Origin of the sequence: Vulcanisaeta souniana JCM 11219 (genome assembly GCF_026000775.1) — an archaeon.
In the GTDB taxonomy this organism is placed as follows: Archaea; Thermoproteota; Thermoprotei; order Thermoproteales; family Thermocladiaceae; genus Vulcanisaeta; species Vulcanisaeta souniana.
The window spans coordinates 2,305,649-2,331,203 of the sequence record NZ_AP026830.1 but is presented as its reverse complement, the minus strand read 5'-3'; the positions used below and the strand labels follow the sequence as shown (position 1 = coordinate 2,331,203).

29 protein-coding genes, 1 tRNA gene and 1 pseudogene are annotated in these 25,555 nt (G+C 44.8%); 16 read left to right on the top strand and 15 right to left on the bottom strand.

Annotated elements, in window-relative coordinates; translation table 11 throughout:
- Positions 1 to 116: 116 nt before the first annotated feature.
- From Vsou_RS12730 to Vsou_RS12715, 4 genes are all read left to right on the top strand, one after another.
- Positions 117 to 1,361: a sulfite reductase, dissimilatory-type subunit alpha gene (locus Vsou_RS12730; RefSeq protein WP_188603185.1), complete on the top strand. Its 1,245-nt coding sequence runs from the start codon at positions 117 to 119 to the stop codon at positions 1,359 to 1,361.
- Positions 1,361 to 2,494 carry a dissimilatory-type sulfite reductase subunit beta gene (dsrB, locus tag Vsou_RS12725; RefSeq protein WP_188603184.1) on the top strand — a complete coding sequence of 378 codons (1,134 nt, stop codon included), beginning with the start codon at positions 1,361 to 1,363 and terminating at the stop codon, positions 2,492 to 2,494. Before Vsou_RS12730 ends, dsrB begins: the two co-directional genes overlap by 1 nt.
- An 82-nt stretch (positions 2,495 to 2,576) precedes the next feature.
- Positions 2,577 to 3,512 carry a hypothetical protein gene (locus Vsou_RS12720; protein ID WP_188603183.1) on the top strand — a complete coding sequence of 312 codons (936 nt, stop codon included), beginning with the start codon at positions 2,577 to 2,579 and terminating at the stop codon, positions 3,510 to 3,512.
- Between the two features lie 81 nt (positions 3,513 to 3,593).
- Positions 3,594 to 3,929, top strand: a complete 336-nt coding sequence (locus Vsou_RS12715) for a TusE/DsrC/DsvC family sulfur relay protein (protein WP_188603182.1) — start codon at positions 3,594 to 3,596, stop codon at positions 3,927 to 3,929.
- Between the two features lie 38 nt (positions 3,930 to 3,967).
- Here the strand turns inward: Vsou_RS12715 and Vsou_RS12710 are convergent.
- From Vsou_RS12710 to Vsou_RS12700, 3 genes and pseudogenes are all read right to left on the bottom strand, one after another.
- Positions 3,968 to 4,381 (bottom strand): annotated as a pseudogene (locus tag Vsou_RS12710) (HEPN domain-containing protein).
- A gap of 7 nt (positions 4,382 to 4,388) precedes the next feature.
- Positions 4,389 to 4,907, bottom strand: coding sequence for a nucleotidyltransferase domain-containing protein (locus tag Vsou_RS12705; protein WP_188603181.1), 519 nt, complete (start codon positions 4,905 to 4,907; stop codon positions 4,389 to 4,391).
- Positions 4,908 to 4,975: 68 nt separating this feature from the next.
- Positions 4,976 to 5,230 (bottom strand): hypothetical protein, encoded by a 255-nt coding sequence (locus Vsou_RS12700; protein WP_054844460.1) that lies wholly within the window; start codon positions 5,228 to 5,230, stop codon positions 4,976 to 4,978.
- Positions 5,231 to 5,409: 179 nt separating this feature from the next.
- On the opposite strand from Vsou_RS12700, the gene Vsou_RS12695 reads away from it, so the two are divergent.
- Genes Vsou_RS12695 through Vsou_RS12685 form a run of 3 tightly spaced genes read left to right on the top strand, consistent with a single transcriptional unit; the run spans position 5,410 to position 7,183 of the window.
- A complete protein-coding gene (locus tag Vsou_RS12695; protein ID WP_188603180.1) occupies positions 5,410 to 6,243 on the top strand; it encodes an aldo/keto reductase in 834 nt (277 codons plus the stop codon).
- Between the two features lie 31 nt (positions 6,244 to 6,274).
- Positions 6,275 to 6,994 (top strand): hypothetical protein, encoded by a 720-nt coding sequence (locus tag Vsou_RS12690; RefSeq protein ID WP_229709800.1) that lies wholly within the window; start codon positions 6,275 to 6,277, stop codon positions 6,992 to 6,994.
- Between the two features lie 51 nt (positions 6,995 to 7,045).
- Positions 7,046 to 7,183: a hypothetical protein gene (locus Vsou_RS12685; protein ID WP_188603178.1), complete on the top strand. Its 138-nt coding sequence runs from the start codon at positions 7,046 to 7,048 to the stop codon at positions 7,181 to 7,183.
- Here Vsou_RS12685 and Vsou_RS12680 read toward each other — a convergent pair.
- Both Vsou_RS12680 and Vsou_RS12675 read right to left on the bottom strand, forming a co-directional pair.
- Positions 7,176 to 8,246, bottom strand: a complete 1,071-nt coding sequence (locus Vsou_RS12680) for a V-type ATPase subunit (protein WP_188603177.1) — start codon at positions 8,244 to 8,246, stop codon at positions 7,176 to 7,178. The genes Vsou_RS12685 and Vsou_RS12680 overlap by 8 nt on opposite strands.
- Before the next feature lie 5 nt (positions 8,247 to 8,251).
- Positions 8,252 to 8,569, bottom strand: a complete 318-nt coding sequence (locus Vsou_RS12675; protein ID WP_054844457.1) for a hypothetical protein — start codon at positions 8,567 to 8,569, stop codon at positions 8,252 to 8,254.
- A 458-nt stretch (positions 8,570 to 9,027) separates the two neighbouring features.
- Here Vsou_RS12675 and Vsou_RS12670 point away from each other — a divergent pair, with 458 nt between their 5' ends.
- Positions 9,028 to 9,453: a phosphate-starvation-inducible PsiE family protein gene (locus Vsou_RS12670; protein ID WP_188603176.1), complete on the top strand. Its 426-nt coding sequence runs from the start codon at positions 9,028 to 9,030 to the stop codon at positions 9,451 to 9,453.
- On the opposite strand, the gene Vsou_RS12665 is transcribed toward Vsou_RS12670, so the two are convergent.
- Positions 9,439 to 10,416 (bottom strand): Lrp/AsnC family transcriptional regulator, encoded by a 978-nt coding sequence (locus Vsou_RS12665; RefSeq protein WP_054843583.1) that lies wholly within the window; start codon positions 10,414 to 10,416, stop codon positions 9,439 to 9,441. The two genes, Vsou_RS12670 and Vsou_RS12665, sit on opposite strands and share 15 nt — an antisense overlap.
- Positions 10,417 to 10,505: 89 nt before the next feature.
- Between Vsou_RS12665 and Vsou_RS12660 the strand changes: the two genes are divergently transcribed.
- Both Vsou_RS12660 and Vsou_RS12655 read left to right on the top strand, forming a co-directional pair.
- Positions 10,506 to 10,847 carry a hypothetical protein gene (locus Vsou_RS12660; RefSeq protein ID WP_188603175.1) on the top strand — a complete coding sequence of 114 codons (342 nt, stop codon included), beginning with the start codon at positions 10,506 to 10,508 and terminating at the stop codon, positions 10,845 to 10,847.
- 28 nt (positions 10,848 to 10,875) lie between these two features.
- Complete coding sequence (locus Vsou_RS12655) at positions 10,876 to 12,081, top strand: PUA domain-containing protein (RefSeq protein WP_188603174.1); 1,206 nt, start codon at positions 10,876 to 10,878, stop codon at positions 12,079 to 12,081.
- Here the strand turns inward: Vsou_RS12655 and Vsou_RS12650 are convergent.
- The gene (locus tag Vsou_RS12650; protein ID WP_054843584.1) at positions 12,056 to 12,262 is read right to left on the bottom strand and encodes a YbaK/EbsC family protein; all 207 of its coding nucleotides are present in this window, start codon (positions 12,260 to 12,262) and stop codon (positions 12,056 to 12,058) included. The genes Vsou_RS12655 and Vsou_RS12650 overlap by 26 nt on opposite strands.
- On the bottom strand, positions 12,249 to 12,407 hold the full coding sequence (locus Vsou_RS12645) for a hypothetical protein (protein WP_229709799.1): 159 nt from the start codon (positions 12,405 to 12,407) through the stop codon (positions 12,249 to 12,251). The genes Vsou_RS12650 and Vsou_RS12645 overlap by 14 nt, the downstream gene beginning before the upstream one ends.
- Positions 12,408 to 12,471: 64 nt before the next feature.
- Here Vsou_RS12645 and Vsou_RS12640 point away from each other — a divergent pair, with 64 nt between their 5' ends.
- From Vsou_RS12640 to Vsou_RS12625, 4 genes are all read left to right on the top strand, one after another.
- Positions 12,472 to 13,731 carry a galactokinase gene (locus Vsou_RS12640; RefSeq protein WP_188603173.1) on the top strand — a complete coding sequence of 420 codons (1,260 nt, stop codon included), beginning with the start codon at positions 12,472 to 12,474 and terminating at the stop codon, positions 13,729 to 13,731.
- A complete protein-coding gene (gene galT / locus Vsou_RS12635; RefSeq protein WP_188603172.1) occupies positions 13,721 to 14,704 on the top strand; it encodes a galactose-1-phosphate uridylyltransferase in 984 nt (327 codons plus the stop codon). The genes Vsou_RS12640 and galT overlap by 11 nt, the downstream gene beginning before the upstream one ends.
- Positions 14,705 to 14,751: 47 nt before the next feature.
- Positions 14,752 to 15,759 (top strand): thioredoxin-disulfide reductase, encoded by a 1,008-nt coding sequence (gene trxB / locus Vsou_RS12630; protein ID WP_188603171.1) that lies wholly within the window; start codon positions 14,752 to 14,754, stop codon positions 15,757 to 15,759.
- Positions 15,760 to 16,203: 444 nt separating this feature from the next.
- Positions 16,204 to 17,076, top strand: coding sequence for a hypothetical protein (locus Vsou_RS12625; RefSeq protein WP_188603170.1), 873 nt, complete (start codon positions 16,204 to 16,206; stop codon positions 17,074 to 17,076).
- On the opposite strand, the gene Vsou_RS12620 is transcribed toward Vsou_RS12625, so the two are convergent.
- From Vsou_RS12620 to Vsou_RS12600, 5 genes are all read right to left on the bottom strand, one after another.
- A complete protein-coding gene (locus Vsou_RS12620; RefSeq protein WP_054843647.1) occupies positions 17,077 to 17,700 on the bottom strand; it encodes a helical membrane plugin domain-containing protein in 624 nt (207 codons plus the stop codon).
- A gap of 5 nt (positions 17,701 to 17,705) precedes the next feature.
- Positions 17,706 to 18,899: an NAD(P)/FAD-dependent oxidoreductase gene (locus Vsou_RS12615; RefSeq protein ID WP_188603169.1), complete on the bottom strand. Its 1,194-nt coding sequence runs from the start codon at positions 18,897 to 18,899 to the stop codon at positions 17,706 to 17,708.
- A gap of 16 nt (positions 18,900 to 18,915) precedes the next feature.
- Positions 18,916 to 19,164, bottom strand: coding sequence for a sulfurtransferase TusA family protein (locus tag Vsou_RS12610; RefSeq protein WP_188603168.1), 249 nt, complete (start codon positions 19,162 to 19,164; stop codon positions 18,916 to 18,918).
- Positions 19,165 to 19,168: 4 nt separating this feature from the next.
- Positions 19,169 to 19,585 carry a DsrE/DsrF/DrsH-like family protein gene (locus tag Vsou_RS12605; protein WP_188603167.1) on the bottom strand — a complete coding sequence of 139 codons (417 nt, stop codon included), beginning with the start codon at positions 19,583 to 19,585 and terminating at the stop codon, positions 19,169 to 19,171.
- A gap of 273 nt (positions 19,586 to 19,858) precedes the next feature.
- Positions 19,859 to 19,947: transfer RNA gene (locus Vsou_RS12600), tRNA-Cys, on the bottom strand.
- A 171-nt stretch (positions 19,948 to 20,118) separates the two neighbouring features.
- Here Vsou_RS12600 and Vsou_RS12595 point away from each other — a divergent pair.
- Both Vsou_RS12595 and Vsou_RS12590 read left to right on the top strand, forming a co-directional pair.
- A complete protein-coding gene (locus Vsou_RS12595) occupies positions 20,119 to 21,963 on the top strand; it encodes an APC family permease (protein WP_188603166.1) in 1,845 nt (614 codons plus the stop codon).
- Between the two features lie 61 nt (positions 21,964 to 22,024).
- Positions 22,025 to 23,041, top strand: a complete 1,017-nt coding sequence (locus Vsou_RS12590) for a threonine ammonia-lyase (protein WP_188603165.1) — start codon at positions 22,025 to 22,027, stop codon at positions 23,039 to 23,041.
- A gap of 22 nt (positions 23,042 to 23,063) precedes the next feature.
- Here the strand turns inward: Vsou_RS12590 and Vsou_RS12585 are convergent, their stop codons facing one another.
- Both Vsou_RS12585 and Vsou_RS12580 read right to left on the bottom strand, forming a co-directional pair.
- Positions 23,064 to 24,482, bottom strand: a complete 1,419-nt coding sequence (locus tag Vsou_RS12585; protein WP_188603164.1) for an NAD(P)/FAD-dependent oxidoreductase — start codon at positions 24,480 to 24,482, stop codon at positions 23,064 to 23,066.
- Entirely contained in the window at positions 24,479 to 25,510 is a 1,032-nt protein-coding gene (locus Vsou_RS12580) for an adenylosuccinate synthetase (protein ID WP_188603163.1), read from the bottom strand. The genes Vsou_RS12585 and Vsou_RS12580 overlap by 4 nt, the downstream gene beginning before the upstream one ends.
- Positions 25,511 to 25,555: the final 45 nt, after the last annotated feature.

The window sequence follows — 25,555 nt, the reverse complement described above, 5'->3', positions numbered from 1 at the left end:
AGCCTTATCCTGCCCCCAGGAGGGAGCAGGTTCGCTGTTTTTATTAACGTATAATATCACGTGCTATGTGTAATAATCTTTTCAAAATAAATAGTCCTTACAATCTATGATAAGTTATGGGTACAGAGACTGTTCAAAAGGCAAGTGACTTGGAACGAGGTATGAAGATGCTTGAGTACCTTGAGAGGGGTCCCTGGCCTAGTTATGTAACTGAGCTGAAGAGGACGAAGTACCCAATTGAGGCTTATGCCGAGGGCTTAGCCAGGAAGTACACACCGTGGCTTAGCGGCTCCTTCAGGGTTAGGTATGTATTCAGTGGTATATTGGCGAGGAGGAGTAGGGATGGTAAGTTCGTGGAGATTCACTTCAGGACTTATGCACCCGCCGGTAGGTTCTACTCGACTAGTTACTTGAGGAAGGTTGTTGAGGTTGCCAAGAGGTATGGGATAGGTTTGATGGAGTTTGGTGGTAACACTGGGGCGCTTGTTCTTAATATGATTGCTGAGAAGGCTGATGAGGCTGTGGATGCCATTAGGACCATAATGGGTAGTGACGTTGGTGGTTCAGGTGACACATTTAGGGAATTCTATGCGTGCCCTGGTCCAGCCCTATGTGAGTTCGCCTTGTACGATACACTGCATGCCATGGATTACATCAGATCGCATCCAGCGTTTTACAGGTATTTAAATACACAGATGTTCCCGTATAAAATAAAGTTCAAGTTCAGTGGTTGTCCAATGGACTGCGCCACAGCCAATTCCAGGGCTGATTTCGCACTAATCGGTACTTGGGTTGGTGCTCCTGAGGTTGATCAGGGATTGTTTAGGAAGATGGTTGAGGAGGGTAAAATAAATCCAAAGGAAATTGTCGATTCATGTCCATCAAAGGCCATTAGTTGGAATGAAGAGAAGAAGGAACTCAATATAGATGGATCTAAATGCCTGAAGGCCATGAATTGCATTAAGAAGGCATTTCCAGCGATAAGGCCGGGTAGGAATAGGAAAATTGCGCTTCTCGTTGGTGCCCACATTCAGGGGCACTTCGGGCCTAAGCTAGCAAGGGCCGTTGCTCTGTTAGACTCGGTTGAGGAGATTGTTCCATTCGCCACGGAATTAATTAATAAGTACATGGAGTTAGCGCCACGTAGGCATAGGATAGGCGACATGATAATTAGGAGGGGCTTTAAGGTCATTAGTGAGGTTGCTGACAAGACTTTACCAAATAAGACCAGGGGAACACCATCATCGCACCTAAGGATCTCCATAGGGACTAACCTAACCGATGACGAGAGGGAAATGTATGAAAACTGGGCTAAGCAGGTGACGAGTGAATATTTCGGAGGTGGTTCTGGTTCGAGGTGATGTTCATGAGTTTCACAATAACACCTGAACCTAGGGATAGAATGAATAAGAGGTTGCCAGTACCGTTCTCGGCCCAATTACCTGAGGTTATTAGGAGTAATTATGGTAAGTGGGTTGCCAGGAAGTTCCATGGTAATGGAATCATTGAGCACATATCTGAGACCGGGGATAGGGTATTCACGGTAAAGGTGGGATTGCCATCGAACAGCAGGGTTAGTGTAGATACTCTCGAGAAGTTCATAGAAATTGCCGACAAGTATGGTCTCGGTGTCGTGAGGGCCACTAGGGGCATGAACCTAGAGTTCATAACAGATAGCCTCGACAAAGCATTGAAGATAAAGGAGGAGGTTGAGAAGCTGGGCTTCCCAGTGGGAGGATGGGGAACATCACTATGGCACATAACCTCCTGCACTGCCTACCTAACGTGCACAACGGCCGTGGTTGATGCACCATCGATAACCCAGGTACTTTATAATAACCTAAAGCCGTACTTCACGGGTGAGGAGAAGCTACCGGCTAAGTTAATGGTCTTTGTGGCTGGTTGCACAAACTCATGTGGCGGTACATTGGCCGGTGACATAGTGATTGTTGGGCACTACGGACAGGCACCAAGGCCTGACCCGGAGAGAATTAAGTTCTGTTTGCCATCCAGTTCTGAGGCCCTTAAGAAGGCTACACCGGATGTAGCAGCCGTATGCCCCGTTGGTGCTATTAGGGTGTTTGGTAAGCCGGATGGTTCGGTGGGCATCGAGGTCGATGAGAGGAAGTGCATTGCCTGTGGTAGGTGTAAGAATGTCTGTGATTATTTTGATTGGGATCCCACGAAGATTGGTGTTGCTATATTCGTGGGTGGTAAGACGAGTAATACGGGGACAGGCCCGAGGCTACCTTATAAGGTTGTGCCATGGTTACCTGTCAATCCGCCTGAGTATAGGGAGGTAGTGGCTGCGGTTAAGAAGATAATCGATGTATGGAAGAGGGAGGCACAGCCTGGTGAGAGACTTGGCGACTTCATAGATAGGATCGGCATTGATGAGTTCATGAATAAGTTAGGTATACCGAGGACTAGGCACAATAGGTGTGAGGAGACCTCTTGGAACTTTGGTGTTAGGCAATTCATAACGTACATGTAATTAAACTGCAGAGGTAGTTAAATTGATTAAAATAAAAATCATCATTTGTTTTCTTTAATGGTTAGGTGGATGGTGATTCAATTTGATAAGCATAATCCTGTTACCACCTGGTATTGAGTACGTAAGATATTTAAGGGAGTTTGCTCGGTATTATGATGTTTTCATAGTCGAAGTACCTGACGTTGAGGGCGTCAGGCGTTACCTAAACGGAGAAATTGATTTTGATCAGTTGCTTTATGAAATTGAGTATTTCGATGTTAACTACGCCAGGGAGTTCTATGGTGTGCTAAGGGAATTGAACAAAGATGGCATTGATGTGTTGCCGATCGATCCCTATGGATTGATTAGTATGAAAATTAGAATTAAGGCAATAACCGGAGGATTATCAAGTGTAATAATGAGCAATGAGGAGAGGTATATCGCCTATATGGAGACTAAAATAGCAGAAGCCTACAAGGGTTACAACTCTGCATTATTTAGGAGGAGTTTCGATGACTCAGTGAGGTGGATAATAAGGTATGCAAGGCTTGATGCAGAGAGAATTAAGTTCAGGTCCGAATTAAGGGCTAGGGAGTTGACCAGGGTATTAGGTGCCTTAAGGGGCCGTGATGTATTGATCCATACCGACCACTACAATGAAATCCTCGCGGAATACCTAGGCAGTAAGCTGATGTGTATGCCCAGTGTTGTGAGACTTAGTGATGTGATTAGTAGGAAGTTGGGTGTTAAGGTGTTTCGTCATCCAGGGCTTGCACTAACCCATAATTACCTATATGGCATCACCATGGATGAGAATAGGGAGTACCTACTTGGTGCACAGGCCCTGATTTATACGATACTAAGGATGAAGGTTCTTAGTGATGTTGATAGGGGTTCACTTGGGAACAGGGCTGTATTAATTGATAATTCATTAATTAGGTTCACCTATAATCTAGGACTTAGCGAGGCGAGGAGGCTTTTTCATAGGTTAATGGAGGTACCGAAGGATGCATTTAGGGTTAGGTTAAGGAGAGCTTAGTCATTAAAATTAATGAAATTCCACTTAATACGTGTAACAACCTTTTTACATCATGCAGTATTTACAACCCTGGGTGGTTAAATGCCAGTCACATGTCCAGGTGAGTACGAGGTTAATGGAAAGAAAGTAATGCTTGACGAGGATTGCTTCCTGCAAAATCCCGAAATCTGGGATGAGAAGATCGCCGAGTGGATGGCTAAGAATCTTGAAGGTGTGCAGCAAATGACCGAGAGACATTGGAAGGTGATCAAGTACCTCAGGCAGTACTGGGAGACATACGGTGTATGTCCACCAATAAAAATGCTTACGAAGGAGACTGGGGAATCACTGGAGGGTATATACGAATTATTCCCAGACGGACCAGCCCACGGAGCATGTAAAGTGGCAGGGGCGCCAAAACCAACAGGATGCGTATAACAAACCAATAAAAATTCCTCACCACTCAAAATTCATCTTCACAACCTACTTACCTCATTAAATAACTTGCTGACTAGCGAAAGAACCTTCTCAGCATCATTAAGTGCTCTCTCAGCATCTATCCTCGTGTACAATTCCTCAGGAGGTATCCCGCTCTCCTCATCACCATCCATCGAGAACTCCCTTTCCTTCCTAAGACTTCTCGATATTGACGCTAATTCATCGATGTGCTCCTGAAACCACACGGGGAATTTATTACGTTCCCTCCTAAGCACTGGACCAACATCATGCCACCTTGGTGGTTCCACACTAACAATTCTCAATGCCGCCTTAAGCAACAACTCAACGGCTTACTGGCACTGCCTAATCACGTATGGGTAATTACCACTGTTTAGCGCTTCCTTTGCATGCTTTATCCTTTCCATAGCCTGGTTAATGTAGGACTTAGCCATCTCGAGATTATTCAATCTCAATCACCTCGCCAAATCTATAGTCTCTCTTCAAAACCCAGTACCAAGCCCTGTCACTAACCCAGACTCTCGTCGCGCCCAACTCCCTTAACCTATTAATTATTCTTGTAAGCACCTCCTCAAAAAATCCATCCTTATCATAAACAATCACGGCATCCTCGGTCATGTCCAGATAAAGCGGTGAGAACCTTTTAGCCTCCTCCCTAGTTTTTATTAATGGGGACAGGGTGATGGCATAGCCTTTATCTAATAATTCATCAAGTAATGACTGAACCTCATCCTCGGCTCTCTCGAATATTTTAATCCTATCAGACATGGGTTTTGGCAATTTCTCGAAAATCACCAGCATGTCAATATCGCTATCCTTACGTTGATTACCTCTCGCAACACTACCGTAAATAACAAGTGAAACTAGGTTATCACCGTATAACCTAATTAATGAGTTTAGTAGGTTCTGAATGACTGTTCTATAGGGCTCCTTAATGAAATCAAGGCCCTTCCTAAACATTGAATTAAAACCCGCTATAACTCATTCATGAGATAATTTTAACCTAACGCCCTAAAATTAAACGGAGGTTATAGAGACTTATAGATGTCCCTGCCCTTATCAGTAATGTAAATTATCGTTGAATAACCAATTATCTCAAGCCTAATTAGGCCCAGATCCTCAAGCCTATACAGCACGTCCATGACATCATTAATGTTAAAACCAGCTATTCTAAAGCGTTCGGAAACATCCTCAAACTTAATATTATCCTGACCCTTCCTATCACAGGTATCACCAATGATTCTCAAGACGGTTCTTTCCCTATCACTTAATTCCACAGACATCATTTTGTTTACTATATAACTTATTAATAAGGATTTTTATATTTAGATCAATTTAATTCAATACACATATTTAATAATGAATAATATTAAATTAATACAACAACTCAGTATAAGAACAAGCTCATTATGTTTTCGGCATAACCCTTATAAACTCCATGGAGATGCTTCCGTGATAACCCATGCCATTAAGTAAGGATACTAAGTACATAAAATCAATAAATGGTAAGGTTTCCGTAATAGGTATGGGAACGTGGGGTATGGGCGGTGGTTTTTGGTCACCTGATTACTCAAATGACGAGGGTTGGGTCAAGACACTGAGAAGTGGTATTGAGTTAGGCATGACGCTTATTGATACAGCTGAGATGTACGGTGGTGGACATGCGGAGGAACTAGTTGGTAAGGCAATAAGGGGCTTTTCAAGGGAGGAACTCTTCATAGTTACTAAGGTTTGGCCGAACCATGCTCGTTATGATGACGTCATTAGGTCAGCCAAGGCGAGTAGGGAGAGGCTGGGCACATACATAGACCTTTACCTACTTCACTGGCCTGCGAATGATGTACCGGTTTGTGAGACTATGAAGGCCTTTGAGAAGTTGATAGATGATGGAGTGGTTAGGTTTGTTGGCTTGAGTAATTTTGATGTCGAGGGTATTGAAAGGGCTAGGCAATGCTTTAGTAAGTATGACATCGCCGCGGTGGAGAATAGGTACAGTCTCCTCCATAGGGTTGATGAGGCGTCGGTAATACCCTACGTGCAGAGGAATGGTTTACTCTACCTGGCGTATACACCGCTTGAGAAGGGTGAGTTTGCCAATAATGAGTTTCTCAGGGGTATTGGTAGGAAGTATGATAAGACGGCAATACAGGTTGTGCTTAATTGGTACATTGGTATTGACAACTTGGTGCCAATACCGAAGGCTGGTAGGGCAGAGCATGTTGAGGAGAACGCGGGCGCCATGGGCTGGAGGTTAAGTAGGGATGATTGGAATGCAATAAGTGATCACTTTCGTTAAGCTTAAAATATGCATGGACTAGGTTGTTATGATGATTAAGTACCTAATAATTACCGCATTGGTGTTACTGATTGCCGGACTGGTTTTAATGAACGTGTCAGTGGGTGGTAATGCATTTGTTAAATATACATGCATGAATGGTGAATTAAGGAGTAATGTTACTTGTGTCTTTCCCTGGGATACTGACGTTAGTAATTACGTTATTGGCCGCGCCCTTGTATCATTGGGCACTGGCGGTGTTCAGGAGTTGAATAATGGATCCATAGTGACCAGGGAGATTACGTATATACCATTAACAAGTAGCCTTCGTATTAGCAATGAAACCCAACTCACCTTCAATGTCTACAACTCATCCAGCAAATGGTTTAACATAACATTACCCGGCGTATGTAGGGTTACAATAAACGCCACAATAATCGGCAGCGGCTATGTGTCAATAATGATCCTAGATAACAGTAAAATCATTGATTATACACCATACACCTACTCGCTATTCACCACAACTTTCGCCAACGGAAACATCGACATACTTGTTAAACCGGCAATTATACTATCATGCCCCTGCACAAACTCACTAGTTGTTATTTCAGTAAATGGGTCATGTATTAAGCGGTATAACGCAACCGTGGTATCCACGGCATACCTAATGACTCATTCATCATATTATCCATACCGTGTATATGCCATGCTGCTCCTCATTGCATCACTGGTGGTTCTCATCATATCATCAATTCTGGCGTTCAAGCATTAGGTCAATTAACGGGGCATAAAGCATTTATAATTCAATGCTTACGGTGTATTGATGCCGGGTATTAATGATGTTGTCCAGGACGAAATGAAAAAGATAGTTAGTAAGTACCTTGAGCAGGTAAATGAGAAGATAAGTAAGACCAGGGAGGAATTACTGAAAAAAGTTGAGGAGATAAAGAATATTAAATAACGGGTCCGTAAAGCTTAACAATAAAGTCCCTGGGTAAACCCTCAAGGAAGGCATTCAGTAGGGTAATGACTAGGTCGCTCTCGATGAACCTAAAATGCACGGTCGCCAATGCGGCACCCGGCGAGAATTCCGTAAATAGGGATACCATGTACTCCTCAAGGTCCTTGGCAAATCTATAACTAAATGGACCTAGGTACTGAACCAAGGTCCTCAGGTCTGAGGAACCAGCGACCTTAATTAATTGATCAAGTGATGGAAATACCGAGGCAACCTCCTCAAGGATCCTGGTGGGTGATTCACCATATATCTTAATTGCAGTACTAAATACATTGCCCGTACGTATTACAAGTTCATTGACTAGTTCCTGGGATAAACCCCATAACTTGCTCCTCAGGAATACATTAAGGTTGTAAAAATCAATGAGTCCCTTAACGAACTTGCCAACAGAATTGTCAATCTCTGCCAAGTGGGCTAAGTACTCTATGAAGGCCCTGTCAATTAACGTATCAATTAAGGCATTACCATATTGTGAGTACTGTTTGCTTACCTTCACGAAGCTATCCAACGCAGGGCCAGCCGGGTGGTGCATCTCCATCAGTTTATTACGTAGATCCTCAATATCCCTAACACTCATTATGGCGGCCAGTACGTGTCTCCTACCCAGCTCCTCCTCAACGGCAACATTAATCATACTCTCTAGGGTAACACCACCCTCTAGTCCTTTCATGAGGGATTTCGCAATTACCTTAATGTTTTCGAGTTCAAGTCTCATTAAGTACGATTTCAATATTGTGGATGCCGGTGATGGTACTGATGAAGCCAATGAACTTATTGACTTGACTACGTAGGTCCTTATTTCATTAGTTATCTGAGCTTCGTCAGTGATCTTACCTAGCTTCTCAATGACATTGCCATAGTCAGTACCCTTCAGGGCATTTATGGCATCATCAATCGTCTGGGCAAGTATTAGTGCATTTAACTTATCCTTAGGCAAGCACTTGGCCCTTAATCCCCTCACTCTTGGTCCAAGTGCCGTTAGTTTAATTACGTAATTGCTCGACATCCTGCCTATTCACCAATTAACATCCTAACAACCTCATCAACCGTTTTATCAATGGCATTATTAATCTTCTTCCTGAATTGCTCGACATCTCTACGCAGATCCTCGGAATACTTATTTACTTCATTTTCAATCTCACTATGTTTCTTTTCCTTATACTCACCTATCAATCTCTTTATGTATTCCTCGATTTCGTCCTCTACCTTGACCTTGACTTCGCTTATTAACTTGGCTATCTCGGCATCACTACTATCCCTCAACTTGTATATCTCATCAACCTTGCTGTCGATCTTCCTAAGGACTTCATAAAGTCGTTCTAATGACACGTGGAGAATTGGCGAGGGAGACTTAAAAACATTATTGCATTATAACCCACGGCAACACGTAATTGCAGTCTTATGCATAAAAGCGTTCCCCGCCTACCGTGTTTGATTACTTTTAATCACGGTAGGTGGTTCGTCACGCTTCCGCTCGGAGCCCCTCACCGCAGTGGCTCACGGCCCTGCGGCTCTCGGAACCCCGAGGTCACCAAAGGGCTTATAACTTCAAAGACTTATAATTTTTCCACTAACACGGTCTGGACAGGCACACGGCATCGGCACGCCTAATAGCACTAAAAAGCATCCAAAAGCAATTAGAAAACACCTAAAGCACCAAGACTTAGAGAACAGCCCTATCCGTTAGTGTGAAGTTCATTTGATTCATGGGTTCGATGATTCATAATTATTATTAATGATTATACATGGTGCAAAATATAAAACCGGGCTCCGGGGTGTATAATAAAATGAACACTAAGGATATAGCACGTGTATTTAAGCTCGTGAGTATAGTGCTGTACTTAGTCATTATTGTTATAACCGTGGTACTGGGCGCAATAGCCCTATACCTGGCAGTTAGGGATATTATTTCTCTAGTGACTTTCGCATCAGTATCAGACCTGGAGATACTGAGTGCCCTCTCAGCGATCTTCCTGGTAGTCATTGCCCTGGAATTCGTTGACATGTTCTTGGAATACATTAGGTCAGGTACCGTGGTTGTTGACTTAGTATTAGCCGTAGTGCTCACTGCAGTTTCAAGGGAATTACTGCTCTACATTGCATCGCCCAGTGGTTCCTTATATTACGGAATATTATTAGTTATGAGCATATTAATACTCGCGTTAGCATATTGGTTGGTCAATAGAGCAAAGACTATATCACGTGTTAGTTAACTCAAGCCTTCTCGGCATTTCCGGTAATAAATTCCTAATACTATAAAGTACCTCATACCTATTTATGTCGAGCCTCTTCATTATGTCGCTTATGGCTCTCTCAAGTACATCCCTATTAATGCCGTGTATCATGAAATAGCAGTTGTAGGGCCATGAACCAAGAGTTATTTCTCTAAGCACTACGTGTGTTGTTTCTTCAATTAATGCGGCCTTCTCACAGGTTTCTGGAGTTGCCTTAAAGACAACCATGGCATTCTCCCTGAATCCCACCTTGTCTGAATCCAGCGTTGCGTAGAAGTCCCTTATTATTCCAATTCTCATTAAATTACTTAGTAAATTACTTAATTCATCAATGCTAATCCCGGCTAAACCGGTTATTTCGTCGAAGGGCTCTCTTGTAATACTTATTGATCTTAATTTCCTAAAGAACTCCATCGTTAGTCCTGTGGATTCTATTGATGGTACGCTGGGTGGCAATACCATAGATTTTGTACGGGATATGCCGCTCATTAGGTCAAACTTAACATCTATCTTATAGGTCCTCAATGCCGTTAGAATCACAAGGTCATTAATGCCAAGCTTAGATAAGGTATTGGAAACTTTCATTATTAATTCCTCCTTGTTCCTGGCCTTCGTAACGAACCACACGTTATACCTAGGGTGTTCTCTTACGAAATTATGCGAAACCTGTGCATCGGAATTTATAACCTTGGCGACATCATTAATCAAATCATTGGGTACATCAGCACCAACCAATGCTGATACCAATCCCCTTGATCTGTAATTCACGAGAGCGCCAATCCTCTTAACTACACCATTATGAACTAAATCCCTTGTTTTTTCCAGTACCCAGTCCTCATCCTCATTAAGCCTATTTGCGATCTCAAGAAACGGCCTTTTTACTATTGGGAAGTTATACTGGAGCTCCATTAATAACGGCCTTAACCTAGTATCAAGCTCCACAGGACCTGTTATTTACCCTATTTAAAAGGGATTCGCGTTATTCCTCAGTGAATAACTGTTATATAGGGTTTAATTAAAGCGCGCTTTGTATGGAGGAGTATGATTCAAGAATTGTAAAGGCGCTTATCGATTTAATAAGTAAGAGTAAGGGCAGGAGGATCACCATTAAGGCGAGGTCATTGCTAAAATTCGCTGGACTCAATGGCAGGCACTCAGACATATTGAAGACTGCAAAGGTGCTCGGTAGGTTGGCGGATGACGGCTATGTTAGGGTGGAGAGTAACAAACCAACGAGGTCCAGGTCCAGGGTTCTTAAGTACATAATAACCGAGAGCATGGACCTATGGAGACTGGCTAAGGAGAACCCTAATGGTGCAGCGAATATATTGCTCAAGAGACTGAGGGATTTAAGTAATTACGACGTTGCATAGAGCTTGCCCCTAAGTAGTGAAGGTGGGTATGGTAAGTAAGGAGATAGAAATCATAAAAGGGCATAGGCTTGATTATCAGCTATACCAATACCTACTACAGTACTTCTCGGATAATGAACTACAGAACTTATTCGATGCAATAAGGAGGCCTCCCAATAGGTATTATGTGAGGGTTAACACCATGAAAACAAGCCCCAGTGACCTAGTGAATATATTGCAGGAACACTCCGTGGTTGTATATATCGATGAGACCCTACCCGAGGCCCTTTGGTTCCCAGTTAAGGGGCCTAATAGAATACCATCGGCGCGTAAGTACGTACTAGCCGACAAGAGGGCGGCTGAAAGCGTCTATATGGGTGCCAACTTGTACGTGCCCGGCGTTGTTAGGATGGATGATGACATTAAGAGGGGTGATGAGGTTAACGTGATAGCTCCGGATGGCGAGATAGTGGCCTTTGGTACGGCGGAGATCAACCATGACGAGGTTAAGAACGTTAAAAGGGGCGTTGCAGTTAGGACACTGGTCAGCGTATATGAGGTTCCAAAGATTAGGGAGCTACATGAATACGCCATTGGGTTGTTTTACGATCAGAGTCTGCCCGCTCAATGGGTTGCTCATGTACTTAATCCAAGGCCTGGTGACGTAATTGTTGACATGAATGCTGCACCAGGTGGTAAGACAAGTCATGTAATACAACTTAGTGGTGGTAAGGCCGTGGTTTATGCATTCGATAGGAGCGAGAACAAGATTAGGGAAATGATTGAGAGCCTAAGTAGGTTGGGAATGGATGGTCTGTATAGGGTTGAGGCCAGGGATACGAGGTTCCTAGATGTTGATAGACCTGACTTAGTTAATTCCGTGGACAGGGTGTTGATTGATCCACCCTGCACAGACATGGGCGTTAGGCCCAGGCTCTTTGATGTGAAGACAATGGAAATAGTGAAATCTACAGCGGAGTACCAGAGGCAATTCATTAAGGTTGCCTGGAAACTACTGAAGCCAGGCGGGGTCCTGGTTTACTCAACATGCACAATACCACCACTTGAGAATGAGGACAACATAGCCTATGCTGAGAGCCTAGGCTTTGAAATTGTTAGCATTAACATACCCAATGCATCCGGCGGGTTAATTGATAGGTACAGGGATTCCGTTGTTAGATTCTACCCGCATGTACATGGCACGCCCGGCTTCTTCATCGCCAAACTCATCAAACCTGTTCAAATGCATCAATGAGCACAGGATTAAGTAGATTCACTAATTCCGTCGTATCAACCTCAATCAATGTATTCCTAGAACCACAGCCACATAATACATACTCATTCTTTAGCATTGATGGATCCATAACGACCATAATCCTAGGCATCAAAACCTTATTGCTGAGTGGCGTTGCTGCACCAACATCAGTATCTAGCACCTGCCTTGAATAATAGTGTCTTCACTATTTTTGTCGTAGACTCACCGCTTTCTCTTGACGTGTTTTCCACAGTCTCTACGCCGTGGTCAGACTCAAGAACATCAACCGTTAACCCCATAATGGTTTCTCTACGTGTATTAACCACAATGCTTCATTAATAAGGCTCCTTTAATCCTTTAATATATGGGGTTGTGTGTTTAGCGGTAATTATGACTGCGAACATGGCCATTAAGGAATTCAGGGAATTCTTTAATGAGGAACCTGCCCTAGTGGCGTCCGCACCTGGTAGATTGGACTTCCTGAATACGCACCAGGACTATAAGGGTTTACCCGTTGTTGCCGTCGGCATAAACCTAAGGACATACACAGCTATCTCACTCTCGCAGGGTAATTTCGTGGTGGCGTCGGGGAATTTAAGGGATGAGGGGGTGAAATTCATCGATGAATTTTCACAGAGTAATGTGGGGCTTGTTAACAGTAAATGGTTCGGTAATTACGTAAGGGCACTAGTAATGGCATTCATGAGGCGTGGGTACGGTATTAGACCATTTAGGGCCTGGATACGTAGTAATGTGCCAATGTCCTCTGGGCTCGGCAGCAGTGGTACATTACTAGTGTCCCTATCCTCAGCCATCAGTGCATTGAATGGGCTTAATCTAGATAGGAAGTTAATAGCTGAGATCGCCTATGAGGCTGAGCACGATATCATGGGTGTGCCTTGCGGTAGGCTTGATCAGTATGCCGCTGCCTTTGGTGATATCGTGGTTATTGAAACCAAGCCACCATATAATGTGACTACACTACCGAGGCTTGGAGGCGTATTCCTGGTTATTGATACTGGCATTAGGCATAGTACGGCCGACATTCATCCCAAACGTCAATTGGAGATCGACGAGGGACTCAACAAACTACTGAGTATGGACTTGCCCAGGAACCTAAGGAACAAGCTTGGTGCACATTACTGGGAGGTCCGCTGGGATGAGGTGATTGAGGATGAAATCGCGCCATTCATTAGTGAATTACGTGACGCATCCAGGAGAAGGATGCTCTACACCCTGAGGGCTAACGAGAGTACGAAATTGGCGTTAAGGGTCATTAGGGGTGAAACTGTCGGAATTACTGAAATAGAGAGGGCGCTTGGATTGAGTGAGGCCGAGGTTGATAGTCTCCTCTCTAGTTATGATTGGAGGGAGGCCTTCGTGGGTAGGATCATGACTTACCAACATAGGCTACTCAGTGAATACTATGACGTTAGTTTACCTGCAATAGATGAGTTGGTTAACTTCCTGGTTAGCGAGGGTGCCTATGGCGCAAAGTTATCAGGAGCCGGCTTGGGAGGTTCCGTCATAGCATTGGTTAGGGATGAGGATAAGGCTAAGGATCTACTGAATAAGGTCCTGAGCAGGGGCCTGGCCCCCAGGGGATGGATCGTTAGTATAGACAGCGGGGTGGCCATACATGGGCAGTAGGCCAACTATGGAGCTCAGGTGGGACCCAACACTTAGGGAGTGGGTCTTGGTATCCAATATTAGGCGTTTCAGACCATGGCAACCAAGCAATTACTGCCCGTTCTGTCCTGGGAACCCGGAGACCGGGCATGGATGGAGAGCCCTAATTCTTGAGAATAGGTATCCAATGCTGATGGAGGAGGCGCCAGAGCCAGGTAATCACTGGTTTTACAGGACAGGTAAGTCAGTGGGTAGGTGCTATGTGGTTGTTGAGACCCCTGAGCACAATATTGATGACATTAGCAACCTACCTATTGACCAAATAGAGTATATCCTAAAGATGATAATTAATAAGGTAAGGGAGGAGTCAAGTAAGGAATATGCACAATACTTCCTCTGGTTCAGGAACAAGGGCAGGGAAATCGGTGTCTCATTAACACACCCGCACAGTCAAATCTATGTGTTACCCTTCACGCCAAGCAGGGTGGAGAGAGAACTCGAGAGTTCCAGGGAATACCTTAACAAACATGGTAAATGTCTCTTCTGCGATATAATAAGTGCTGAGCTTAAGGATGGTATTAGGGTAATCCACAGTAATGATCACTGGGTATCATTCATGCCCTTTTACTCACATTGGCCATTTGAGGTTCATGTATATCCAAGGAGACATGTCCAATTAATGACGGAACTCACGGATGAGGAGATTAGGGGACTAGCAGAAGCCCTCAAGGTATCACTATGCGGCTTAAATCATGTATTCAGTAAAAAGACCATGCCCTACATAATGGTTCTGCATCAAGCACCACTGAGGGGTAGTTACCCACATTATCATCTGCATATTGAGGTCTATGGTGTACTTAGAGATGAGGATAAGATTAAGTACGCGGCCGGCATGGAGACAGGCGGCGGCAACTTCACTTACGACTCAGTACCTGAGGAAAATGCCGAGAGGTTGAGAGATTCCGTACTCAAGAACTGTACTTACAAGGCGTAGTAATTAGCTGCGTTAGGTTTTTATTGAATACAGAGCTTTACGGCACAATGAGTAGCTCCATAAAGATCTCAGTTACTAAAATGGACTTTGGGGTCAGTGGGGAATTGACAAGTAAGGTCTATGACACGGTGATAATCGGCGGAGGACCAGCGGGAATGTCAGCGGCAATCTATGCAGCTAGGTATGGAATGAGCACGATAATAATTACTGAGGAGATCGGCGGGCAAGTCGGTAAGTCCGGCTGGGTTGAAAATTACCTTGGCTATACAAGGATAATGGGCCCCGACCTAGTGACCAAGTTCGAGGAACATGTTAAGTACTACAATGTGCCAATAATTATTGATTCCGTGGAGAACGTGGAAAGAGATGGTGAACTATTCAAGGTTTATACCCTAAATGGTGATGAGTACACGGCTAGGACCATAATAATCGCTGTAGGTGAGAAAAAGAGGAAGCTCAATGTGCCAGGCGAGGATACGTTTAACGGTAGGGGCGTCAGCTACTGCGCACCCTGCGATGCACCATTGTTCAAGGGTAAGGTCGTCGCTGTGGTTGGCGGTGGTGACTCGGCAGCCTCAGCCGCATTGTTACTCACTGAGTACGCCAGTAAGGTCTACGTAATACACAGAAGAAACCAGCTAAGGGCTCAGAAGTACTACCAGGACCTCCTCCTCAAGAACCCTAAGATAGAGATCATATGGAATGCCATAGTTAAGGAACTACAAGGCGATAAATTACTCAGGAAAGCAATACTACAGAGGGTAGATACCAAGGAGACCATTGAGTTACCGCTGGATGGCTTATTCGTGGAGATCGGCGCAGAACCACCAATCGAGTTATTCAGGAGGATTGGCCTTGAACTCTCACAGGATGGCTACATAAAGGTTAACCACATAATGGAGACAAATATGGTCGGTATCTATGCAGCTGGTGATTGCATTGATCTAACACCAAGGGACTTTAGGCAGATCATTGTGGCCGCCGGCCAGGGAGCCCTGGCGGCCTACTCGGCCTATAATTACATAATTAAGAAATTTGGATTTAACAGAGCCTGATCATTACTTAGAAATATTCTTCGATCTACATCGTACTCCCACTTGTCTTTCCGTTACCACGGATCTCATTATTCACTAATAGCATTTGGATTTAGCCCTCGTGACTCCATTTACCTGTAAGGCCTTGAAGAGCGGTTTACTGCACTGACAATGTCTCTGTTGGTTTGCATTAAACCTCTGCATCCTTGGGTACTTTTCCTGTAAGTAACTCAATGCATCGCAATATGTACTCAGGGTACCCACCATTTACAGACAGGCAACGGAAGAAGGTAATCAAGGTAGCAGAAGGAAACGAAAATAACCATATTAAAAAGTCAACAATAAAGCATGGTTATAAACGTAGTCAATTAATCGCGGTTATTCACAAGCGCCGGAAAATCGAAAAACCATAACTGCGTTAAAAAGGAAGCTTTATTTACAGTTTTAATAACCTTTAGTATTACAATGATTGACAGGCGTGAGGAGGAAGAGGGAGAAGCAGTAAGCCCGCTTGAGGACTTACCTCTTTCTGCTAGGTTAGTCATTAATTACTTGGAATTTGAGCACCTAATAAATAATAAGAACTACCTCACATTTAAGGAGATTATTGACGGTACGGGACTTGGTACAAGAACGGCCAGAAACGCCATTAACCTACTGCGTAAGAGAGGATTGATAGAGGCCTACCTAGATGTGAAGGAGAGGAGGAGGTACATGTATAGGCTTAACTTCAGGAACCTCACTCAGGACAAGGTAGATGTTACCCCAGGAATGTACATTATAGACATCGGCATAGGGACAATACCAAGCATGACCTTCAGAATATATAGGGTATTGAGGGCGACCGCAGTAGCCTTCCACACAGACAGTGTCCCCACCAGCTACCTAGAATTCACCAAATGTACCTGCGCCATGCAGAGATTGGTTAATTATGAACCGCAGGGCTTCGAGGAAATAGTGTACACAGTAACTAACCATGGAGGTTCCGTAGCGGTGGTAATGGACTCCCTGCTGGACTCAGAGATTGTTAAACCATACCTAGACGCAATATACCAGGCGAGTAATGAAAACCATACAATGATCTACAGGGTGGTAGGGGTTTCACCGATACAGGTGGCTCTTGAATTGCTCCTCATGAATAAAGAGGACAAGGTATCATATAGGAGGGATAACATGATAATCCGTGTAATAGCCACCAGGGAAAAGCTTCAGTTAAGGGATTACATTAAGGCCTACGTACTTTTAATGGGAAATGAAGGGTTGCTATTTAGGGAGTATTACCAGGGGGTTGATGATTTTAACGGAATTAGGGCATACATAATATATGCAAAGGCATAATTATCTAAGTTCGCTTTCCTTTATTTGCCTGCCTAGGTACTTAGCAGCCAATAACATGAACCTTAAGCCCCTTTTTGCATCATTATCCCTCAACATCTCGCTCATTGTTTCGGCCACTGACTTTCCATCAACTATGACGTCCCTAGCGGCATTCAGAGAAGCAACATAGGCGCAGCACCTAATGCGCGCCATGAATTCAAGCAGCGTATCCAGGTTAGTCATTAAGTAGGTACTATTCTGGTTAATTAACGTGTGTACCAACTCACTCAGCACATCTGGGTCGCCAAATATATCCCTCAGCGTGTCCAGTACACCTGTGCTGCCCAATGTCCCTATAAGATCAAGCGATTTCTCAACGCCATCCTTGACCTTGGGATCCGTAAGCTTAGTCAATACGGATAACAACTTATCATAATCATTAAGTAACTTAATAATACTGGTTGTGGTTAGGGATTTAAGGAGATCCTCAAGAATCTCATTACTCAATAGGTCACTCAATGAATCAAGTACACCAAGCTCATCAAGTCTCCTCATAATCCTAAGAAACTTAATAAGCGGCTCCAGGTACTCAGGTGTTAATACATCAAGCAACTTACGCTCAAGTTCTACTTGGTTCTCAGCCATAATCCTCACCCATATAGATGGCGTATTCTGGCTGGTTCCGTTGCTTCGAAATAAGACTCGAATACCGGATCCCAAAGCTCTGGATAGAGTAGCATATCCCAATAAGTGGCTGCAAAGGCAACCTTAAACAAGTGGTTAATCCTGTTTATTGGATACTTAATAGTTGGATTATAGAAGTCACTTATTACGAATGTGCCAAGCCCATAGCCAACATCAAATGGGCAATTGGTACGCCCAGTGTTGCGGGCATCCTCGCCCTGGAGTATCTTAGCAACTACGCCAGCCTGCAAATGGGCTGTAACCCCTGTCTTTGCCACAGGAAGAGCCGAGGCGTCACCGATCACAAAGGCATCATCAAAACCCTTAACCCTATTGGTGAATTTATCTGCTTGAACAAAGCCGTCACTATCAAGTACATCGCCTGGCACGTACTTAATACCAACACCAACATGTGGTGGTATAACTATTGCTGAGTCAAATTTCAATTCCTCGCCCTCCATGGAATAGGCAACTCCCTTCTCAGGATCTATACGATCAAGCGTATAGAAGGTTACGTAATCAATACCTCTCTCCTTAAGCAGTGGTTCTATCAACTCATTCATGGGCTCCGCAGGATATGGCCTTGGATAGAAGGTGGCAAAGACAATCCTTACCCTATCCCTTAAACCTCTCCTTCTGAAGAACTCCTCAGCAAGAAATACGCCTTCCAGAGGACTCGGTGGGCATCTATACGCACCAGGAGCCAATATTACTGCCAATGTCCCCTCCCTCATCTTATTCAACGTTTGCCAAACCCTCCAGGCATTATCCTCATTACTATGGTAATTGCCAAACTTCTCAGTGACCTTATCAAGGCCGGGAACCCTTGAGTAATCCACACTAGCTCCCGTGGCAATAACCACATAATCATACTCCAGCCTCTTCCCACTTTCAAGCTCCACATACCTATCCTGAAGATTAACCACATTGGCCCCGGACTGTATGAAATTAACCCAGGGCTTCAATACAGAACGTATCTCGCGCTTAATGGGTTTCCTGGAGCCCTTGAAGGCTATGTAAAGAAGCCAGGGTAGGAAGTAATTATAGGGTTGTTTGTCGATTATTGTTATATCGAATTCATCCTTGGGAAGCCTATTAGCCAGTACAACGCCACCTGCGCCACCGCCAATAATAACAACCCTCTTTTTATTGTTAGCCATCACTAAATCACCGCCCTCACTTCTTCGCCGTTACCTTAATCACTGCGACTATCTTGTCTGAATCCTTCCTGAGTTCCACGAGTTGGTTACCAGTCCTCTGAATCCAGGCCTTGATGTCGGGTTCAAAGCCTGGATCCGTGGCATGAACCTCTATTATATCACCATTCCTCGCATTCCTATACGCCTTAACAACCTCAGTAATGGGTCCCGGGCAGGCAATACCCCTCGCGTCCACTACAATCTTATTTCCCTGGCTCACAGCCATCACCTCATATGAAGAGTACTTGACCACCCTTAGCCATTTCCAGGAATGTTGTTACGCCAACAACGTCATCGACAAGTTCTGGATCGAAATCCTCCCTCTTAAGACCTGCCGCAGCTGACATCATTGAGCACACGTACACCTTGGCACCCATACCCTTTGCTTCCCTAAGCATGTCAAGCCAAGTCGGCGCCTTTATCCTAGCCATACCCTCTTGAAGTCTAGGGGCAAATTGCTCAAACTCCTTGGGCCAAATAGGCGGTGTCGGATTCTTTAACAACTTAAACATGGCCCAGCCGGTGAAGAAGATATTCACTTCATAACCAAGCGCCGCAGCCGCCTGAGAAATCACACCCACTGGTATTAACTTATCCTCCGTACCTGAGAACACGATCATACTTACTTTGTCCTTACCTGAACTCATACGCGTTTCGAAGTATTCAAGTGAATAAAAATAATAAAACCAAGTGCAAAAAATGCATTAGAAAAATAATCTTATAAAATTAAATAAAAGACTAAGAAAAAATACAAATAAAAATAAATCAATACAATTGCATTCATGAGCTAAACAATATCCATACCTCGTAATTCATCACTTTCCTTAATGCTAAGGTCCGCACAGTAAAAAGCCTGCATTTAAATTCTCAATCACGGAATCAACAACCAAAACACAAAACAATTACATAGTGACCTGCGGTGGAGCCCCGGCCGGGATTCGAACCCGGGAAAAATCGGGTCTCCGCTAGTTCTGCAGCCCGACGCCTTAGACCGCTCGGCCACCGGGGCGGTTTTCTCTCTTTATAGTGGTTTTTAAATTTTTATCGTTGGCGGCATTAAGATTGCGTTTTAGTCTTTTAATTATGAGACTTATTTTATATAATTATTAATAATAATGCAATGATAAAATATATATTATATAATATAAAATTTATAAGTTAGTCAAGTAGATCAAGTTGTATGGCAGAGGACTTTGGTATTAGGACTGATAGGGAGTTACGCAGGGCTTTGGATAGGCGTAGGTTGCTGTTCCTCTCAATCGGCGAAATAATTGGCGCTGGTTGGTTATTCGCGCCCATGTATGCTGCCTCATATACTGGCGGTGCTGCATTGCTGTCCTGGATAATAGCCGGGGTCATAATACTGCTTATAGCATTCGCCAATGCTGAAATCGCCTCTGCGATACCGAAGTCCGGCGCCCTCGTTAGATACCCCCACTATGTATTTGGTGGTTTTGCAGGTTTTCTACTCGGTTGGTCGTACTTCCTGGCAATAACGGCTGTACCACCCACCGAGGCCCTAACGGCAACTAGGTACCTATCCTTCTTCTTCCCGCAACTGTACAATACATCTACCGGCACTCTGACGGTACTTGGTTACGTAATTGCCTACTTATTCCTGGCGCTATTTGTTTATGTGAATTATATAGGTGTTAAGGCGGTCGGTGATGTTGTTTATGGTGTCGGTTGGTGGAAGCTACTGATACCCTCAATAACGGCAATAATAATGATGGCACTAGCCTTCAACCCGGCCAACTTCACAGCAGGGGGTGGTTTCATACCGACAAGCGGTACTGCGCCATACACGGGTTGGGCAGCTGTGTTTTACGCAATGCCCACTGGAGGCGTTTTGTTTGCCTACCTTGGTTTTAGGCAGGCCATTGAGTACGGCGGCGAGGGCAGGAATCCCAGTAAGGATATTCCCTTTGCGGTTATAAGCGCAATACTGATTGCAATGACGATATATATCCTGCTTGAGCTCGCCTTTATAGGCGCAATTCATTGGAATGTAATTGGTATCAAGGAGGGCGCCTGGTCGGCGTTAAGAACATCCTCAATATCCAAGGCGCCAATAGCGCAATTACTAGAGTCCCTAAGGTACGTTATTCCAGCCGCAGCGGCATTCCTAACGGCTTGGTTAATAGTGTTCCTGACAGATGCCGTTGTTTCACCAGCAGGTACGGGATTCGTATCCACCGGTGGCGCGACCAGGTCTCTCTATGGTATTTCAGCAGATGGTTACTTACCCTCCTGGTTCCTAACACTAAGCCGCACCAGGATACCCAAGTGGTCCCTAATCACCATAGCAGTACTCGGCGCCCTATACCTATTGCCATTTCCAACGTGGCAATCCATAGTGTCATTCACCACTGTTGGCAGGGTACTCACCTACATGGTTATTGGCGGCATAGCAGTGCAAGCATTAAGGAGGACCGCCCCTGAACTACCACGTTCGTTCAAATTATGGGCCATGCCAGTCCTTGCTCCGATAGCCACACTTGCGGCATCCCTGGTCATCTACTGGTCAGGTTTTGGTACTGTATCCAAGTTCTTCCTAGCCGCATTTGTGGGGTTACCTATTTACTTTGGTTATTATGCATATAAGAGACTGAATGTAAGGCTCCCCATATCGTTAACCCTGGGGCTCATTGATGCTGTAGGCATAGCATTGTCATTCTCCTACTTCTACGGCTTGACCAAGGGGTTGAAGGTCTATAATGATTTAGGCTTGTTGGTGTATGTTATCGTCACGGTAGTGCTAATATACGTTAGCATGGCCGTGCTTTATCGACTAGGTAGTGACTACTTAAGGAGGGAGTTCAGGGCTGGTGTTTGGTTGCCCACCTACATGATTGTGATCACAATACTCTCCTACTATGGTTCCTTCGGATTACATAAGGTAATATCATTCCCCATTGACACGGTCATTGCGGCAATAGTCACGCTAATATTCCACTACTGGGCTGTCTATAGTGCATTTAGGACGAAGGCTATAGATCAGGTAATTGGAGAAATGAAGAAGTAATTGCGTTAGTACCAGGACACTAAAAATAATATTTATTTATTGTTTTTATTCCGATCTTATCATGGGTATTGGTATGAGTGGTAATGGCATTATTGACTTAATGCCCCTTATTCAGGAGGCTTGGGATTTCACTAGGAGAATGGAATCACTAGGTCACGTAATTAGAACTCCCATATATAGGTCGGAATTCCTGTCGAGTAATGACTTGAATGTTTACCTAAAGCTAGAGAATTTGCAAAGGGGTGGTAGCTTCAAGATTAGGGGCGTATTTTTTGCTGTTCACAGGTACATGCGTGATGGTTATGAACACTTCCTAACAGTATCCACCGGGAACCATGCTGTTGCGTTGGCGTACGTGGCTAATGTATTGAAGGTTAGGGCTACTGTGGTTGTCCCAGAGACAACACCGAGGGCTAAGGTCGAGGATATGGAGAGGTATGGCGCTGAGGTTATTAAGTATGGCAGGTCTTATGTGGAGGCCGAGAGGAAGGCTCTCGAGATTGTTTCGGGTAATCCGAGGATTAAGCTTGTGCATACGTTCAATGATTATTACATAATTGCTGGTCATGCAACCATTGGGCTTGAGATACTTGAGGACCTACCCAGTGTTAATGCCATACTCATACCGCTTGGCGGTGGTGCATTACCTGCTGGAGTTTCCTACCTAATGAGGCATGTTAAGCCGGATGTGAAGGTTTACGGAGTTCAGCCTGAGAGTGCACCGTTTTACGTGCTATCCCTTAAGGAAGGTAGGCCAGTAGTACTCAGTGATATTAGGACAATTGCTGATGGACTTGCCTCCAGACCTGGTGAAATACCCTTTGAATACATAAGGCGTTACTTGGGTGGCATATACCTCGTTGGTGAAAACAATATTGAAAAAGCCATATACCTATTGTTAAAGCACGAACATGTTGTTGCTGAGGGGGCAGGTGCCATAGCAATAGGTCCTGTAATAAATGGTAATTTGGCTAAGGACTTCGGTCAGGGCAATACTGGTAATGTGGTGGCTGTAATAACCGGTAGCCACATAGACATGGAGAGACTGAGGAGTATAATTGAACAGTTTAACTCCTAGGGTGGGAATGATTAGTCCTTAATTACTTAACCTTGGTGATTAGCTCGTTCCTAGGTTCCTTACCGAGCTTCATGAGTACTCCCCAAGCAGCCAGTATGCCCGTGGCTGCAGCAACGTTGATGCCCCTCGATAGGCCAGCTCCGTCACCAGCCGCAAATACGCCATCTACCGTGGTTTCCATGAACTTATTAACAATCGCTCTCATGCTGTAATACTTAATCTCCGGTGCATAGAGTAGTGTGTATTTGGAGGCGAGTCCAGGTATTACACTGTCCACTTTGCTTAGGAATTCCATTAAGTTATCAAGCACCCTATGTGGTAGTGCCATCCCAATGTCGCCGGGCGTCACTATTTTCATGGTTGGCTCAATGACATTCCTCCTAATCCTATCCCACGTGGATCTCCTGCCATCCTCAAGATCACCGAGTCTCTGTATTATTGGTTTACCGCCACCTAACTTTGTGGCTAACCTGGCTATTGATTTGCCATACTCAATGGTGTCCTCCATGGGGTCCGTAAGCCTAATTGAAGTTAGTAATGCGAAATTCGTATTATTACTTCCTCTATCCACGTATGTTTCTCCATTAACGCCAACCGTGCCGTCATCATACCTCTCCATTACAACGAAACCCCCTGGATTTACGCAGAAGGTCCTGACCTTGTCGTCATGGGACCTCGTGTACATAATGATCTTTGGGTCCATGTATAGGTTGGTAACGGGATCCATGACGTACTTCGGAACTTCAACCCTAACGCCAACATCGAGTGGGTTCGGCATTAATTCAATGCCTAGCTTCCTGGCTTCGTCCCTGAACCACTCAGCTCCCGCCCTACCTGGGGCCATCAATACTGTCCTAGCCTCAATAATGCCCCTCCTGGTCCTTAACATGTGTGTTTTATTATTGCGTTCAACGTGTTCAACAGCAGTACCTGTGATGAACCTTACGCCAGCCTCGGTTAGATAAGAAACGAAGTTCTCAATAACCCTCGTAGAACCATCAGTACCAATGTGCCTCTGCCTAATGGGTACCAATTGGGCGCCAACACGGGCTAGGGACCTTTGGTATTCCTCAAAGGTGGGTCCCCTGGGCTCGAAGACCCTTTCCTGAGACGCGCCGAACTTAAGGAAGACCCTATCGATGTAATCAATGAGTAGGTTGGCTGAGTCCCAGCTGTTTAGGATTTCCTGAAGGTCACCGCCAATGTCAGGCCTTAAATTAATGATACCACTACTAAAGAGTCCAGCACCGCCAATGCCATGGGTTATGTGGCAGGGTACACAGACACACTTACCAATCTTAGCCAATGGGCAATGCCTCTGCCTCGGCATGTAACCCTTATCAATAAGCACCACACTCACGTCCTTGGCGTTCTCCACGATTTCGTAGGCAGCAAATAAGCCGGCTGGCCCTCCCCCAATTATGGCGACATCGTAAATCATGGTCCAACCACCTCACGTCTCATGTCAATCATGTCCATCGAGTCCTCGCCGGTCCCTATTAACGTAACCGGCACCCTCAAAGCCTCACTAATCTCCTCCACCCACTTCCTAGCCTCAACAGGTAAGTCAACCCATTTCCTCTTGCCGCGGGCGCTTGGGAATAATGCGTCGAACTTCGTAATGGCTATTTGAGTCGGCCTATTTAGCATGACAGCCCTCCTAGCCAGGTCGATACTAAATGGCGCTGCGCGCCTTGGTCTACCCGTGACTGTGCCTCTTTCAACCCAGCCCCTCGCGATAACCTCATCCGCGCTTAACTCCCCCGGTAGTTCACCAGCCCCAACCCTAGTCACATAGGCCTTAAACACAAGTATAATGTCACTAACCAACCTTGGGCTAACCCCAACCTCACTGATCACACCGGCTGCCGTCGTGTCCCTAGACGTAACGAAGGGGTATGTACCGTGGTAAAGACTTAGGAATGTACCCTGGGTACCCTCAATAATCACCTTACCACCCCTATCCAATTCCTCATTAACCTCCCCACTAACGTCGGTTATGAAACCCTTGAGCTCCGGGAAATCCTTAGCCGTCTTTAGAACCCTCAATATCCTATCAACCATTGCCGCACCCACGCCCTGCCCGGTGGAGCCTATTGTCTTCATAAGATACTCGTTGCTTCTCTCGTTCTCCACGTGTCTGTCCTCGATTACGCCCGTATTTATATCAACCCAAACCCTATCCCTACTCCCTGTTTCCTCGATCTCCTTAAGCAGCACGTCTATTTTCAATAACGCACCAGGCGCTACCATTAACCTGGTAGATTCGTTGACGAAGCATGATGGTAGTATCCTAAGTTTCCAGGACTTCCCGTTATAATTCACGGTATGCCCAGCATTTATGGACCCGGTCCTAACACATATACCTGGTTTGTCCATTAGTCCTAGGTATGACACAGCCTTGCCCTTACCTTCGTCGCCGAAAAAACCGCCCACAACAACCGTTAGTGACACTTTTTTATCAATCATACAAACACTTATTTAAATATTGCTCCAGTGAGTACGCGTAATACA

What these genes read in the sequence shown, in the direction of transcription:
- Vsou_RS12730 (WP_188603185.1), top strand. Translation starts at nt 117, where the DNA reads ATGGGTACAGAGACTGTTCAAAAGGCAAGTGACTTGGAACGAGGTATG.
- dsrB (WP_188603184.1), top strand. Translation starts at nt 1,361, where the DNA reads ATGTTCATGAGTTTCACAATAACACCTGAACCTAGGGATAGAATGAAT.
- Vsou_RS12715 (WP_188603182.1), top strand. Translation starts at nt 3,594, where the DNA reads ATGCCAGTCACATGTCCAGGTGAGTACGAGGTTAATGGAAAGAAAGTA.
- Vsou_RS12705 (WP_188603181.1), bottom strand. Translation starts at nt 4,907, where the DNA reads ATGTTTAGGAAGGGCCTTGATTTCATTAAGGAGCCCTATAGAACAGTC.
- Vsou_RS12700 (WP_054844460.1), bottom strand. Translation starts at nt 5,230, where the DNA reads ATGTCTGTGGAATTAAGTGATAGGGAAAGAACCGTCTTGAGAATCATT.
- Vsou_RS12695 (WP_188603180.1), top strand. Translation starts at nt 5,410, where the DNA reads ATGCCATTAAGTAAGGATACTAAGTACATAAAATCAATAAATGGTAAG.
- Vsou_RS12690 (WP_229709800.1), top strand. Translation starts at nt 6,275, where the DNA reads ATGATTAAGTACCTAATAATTACCGCATTGGTGTTACTGATTGCCGGA.
- Vsou_RS12685 (WP_188603178.1), top strand. Translation starts at nt 7,046, where the DNA reads ATGCCGGGTATTAATGATGTTGTCCAGGACGAAATGAAAAAGATAGTT.
- Vsou_RS12680 (WP_188603177.1), bottom strand. Translation starts at nt 8,246, where the DNA reads ATGTCGAGCAATTACGTAATTAAACTAACGGCACTTGGACCAAGAGTG.
- Vsou_RS12670 (WP_188603176.1), top strand. Translation starts at nt 9,028, where the DNA reads ATGAACACTAAGGATATAGCACGTGTATTTAAGCTCGTGAGTATAGTG.
- Vsou_RS12660 (WP_188603175.1), top strand. Translation starts at nt 10,506, where the DNA reads ATGGAGGAGTATGATTCAAGAATTGTAAAGGCGCTTATCGATTTAATA.
- Vsou_RS12655 (WP_188603174.1), top strand. Translation starts at nt 10,876, where the DNA reads ATGGTAAGTAAGGAGATAGAAATCATAAAAGGGCATAGGCTTGATTAT.
- Vsou_RS12640 (WP_188603173.1), top strand. Translation starts at nt 12,472, where the DNA reads ATGACTGCGAACATGGCCATTAAGGAATTCAGGGAATTCTTTAATGAG.
- galT (WP_188603172.1), top strand. Translation starts at nt 13,721, where the DNA reads ATGGGCAGTAGGCCAACTATGGAGCTCAGGTGGGACCCAACACTTAGG.
- trxB (WP_188603171.1), top strand. Translation starts at nt 14,752, where the DNA reads ATGAGTAGCTCCATAAAGATCTCAGTTACTAAAATGGACTTTGGGGTC.
- Vsou_RS12625 (WP_188603170.1), top strand. Translation starts at nt 16,204, where the DNA reads ATGATTGACAGGCGTGAGGAGGAAGAGGGAGAAGCAGTAAGCCCGCTT.
- Vsou_RS12620 (WP_054843647.1), bottom strand. Translation starts at nt 17,700, where the DNA reads ATGGCTGAGAACCAAGTAGAACTTGAGCGTAAGTTGCTTGATGTATTA.
- Vsou_RS12615 (WP_188603169.1), bottom strand. Translation starts at nt 18,899, where the DNA reads ATGGCTAACAATAAAAAGAGGGTTGTTATTATTGGCGGTGGCGCAGGT.
- Vsou_RS12610 (WP_188603168.1), bottom strand. Translation starts at nt 19,164, where the DNA reads ATGGCTGTGAGCCAGGGAAATAAGATTGTAGTGGACGCGAGGGGTATT.
- Vsou_RS12605 (WP_188603167.1), bottom strand. Translation starts at nt 19,585, where the DNA reads ATGAGTTCAGGTAAGGACAAAGTAAGTATGATCGTGTTCTCAGGTACG.
- Vsou_RS12595 (WP_188603166.1), top strand. Translation starts at nt 20,119, where the DNA reads ATGGCAGAGGACTTTGGTATTAGGACTGATAGGGAGTTACGCAGGGCT.
- Vsou_RS12590 (WP_188603165.1), top strand. Translation starts at nt 22,025, where the DNA reads ATGGGTATTGGTATGAGTGGTAATGGCATTATTGACTTAATGCCCCTT.
- Vsou_RS12585 (WP_188603164.1), bottom strand. Translation starts at nt 24,482, where the DNA reads ATGATTTACGATGTCGCCATAATTGGGGGAGGGCCAGCCGGCTTATTT.
- Vsou_RS12580 (WP_188603163.1), bottom strand. Translation starts at nt 25,510, where the DNA reads ATGATTGATAAAAAAGTGTCACTAACGGTTGTTGTGGGCGGTTTTTTC.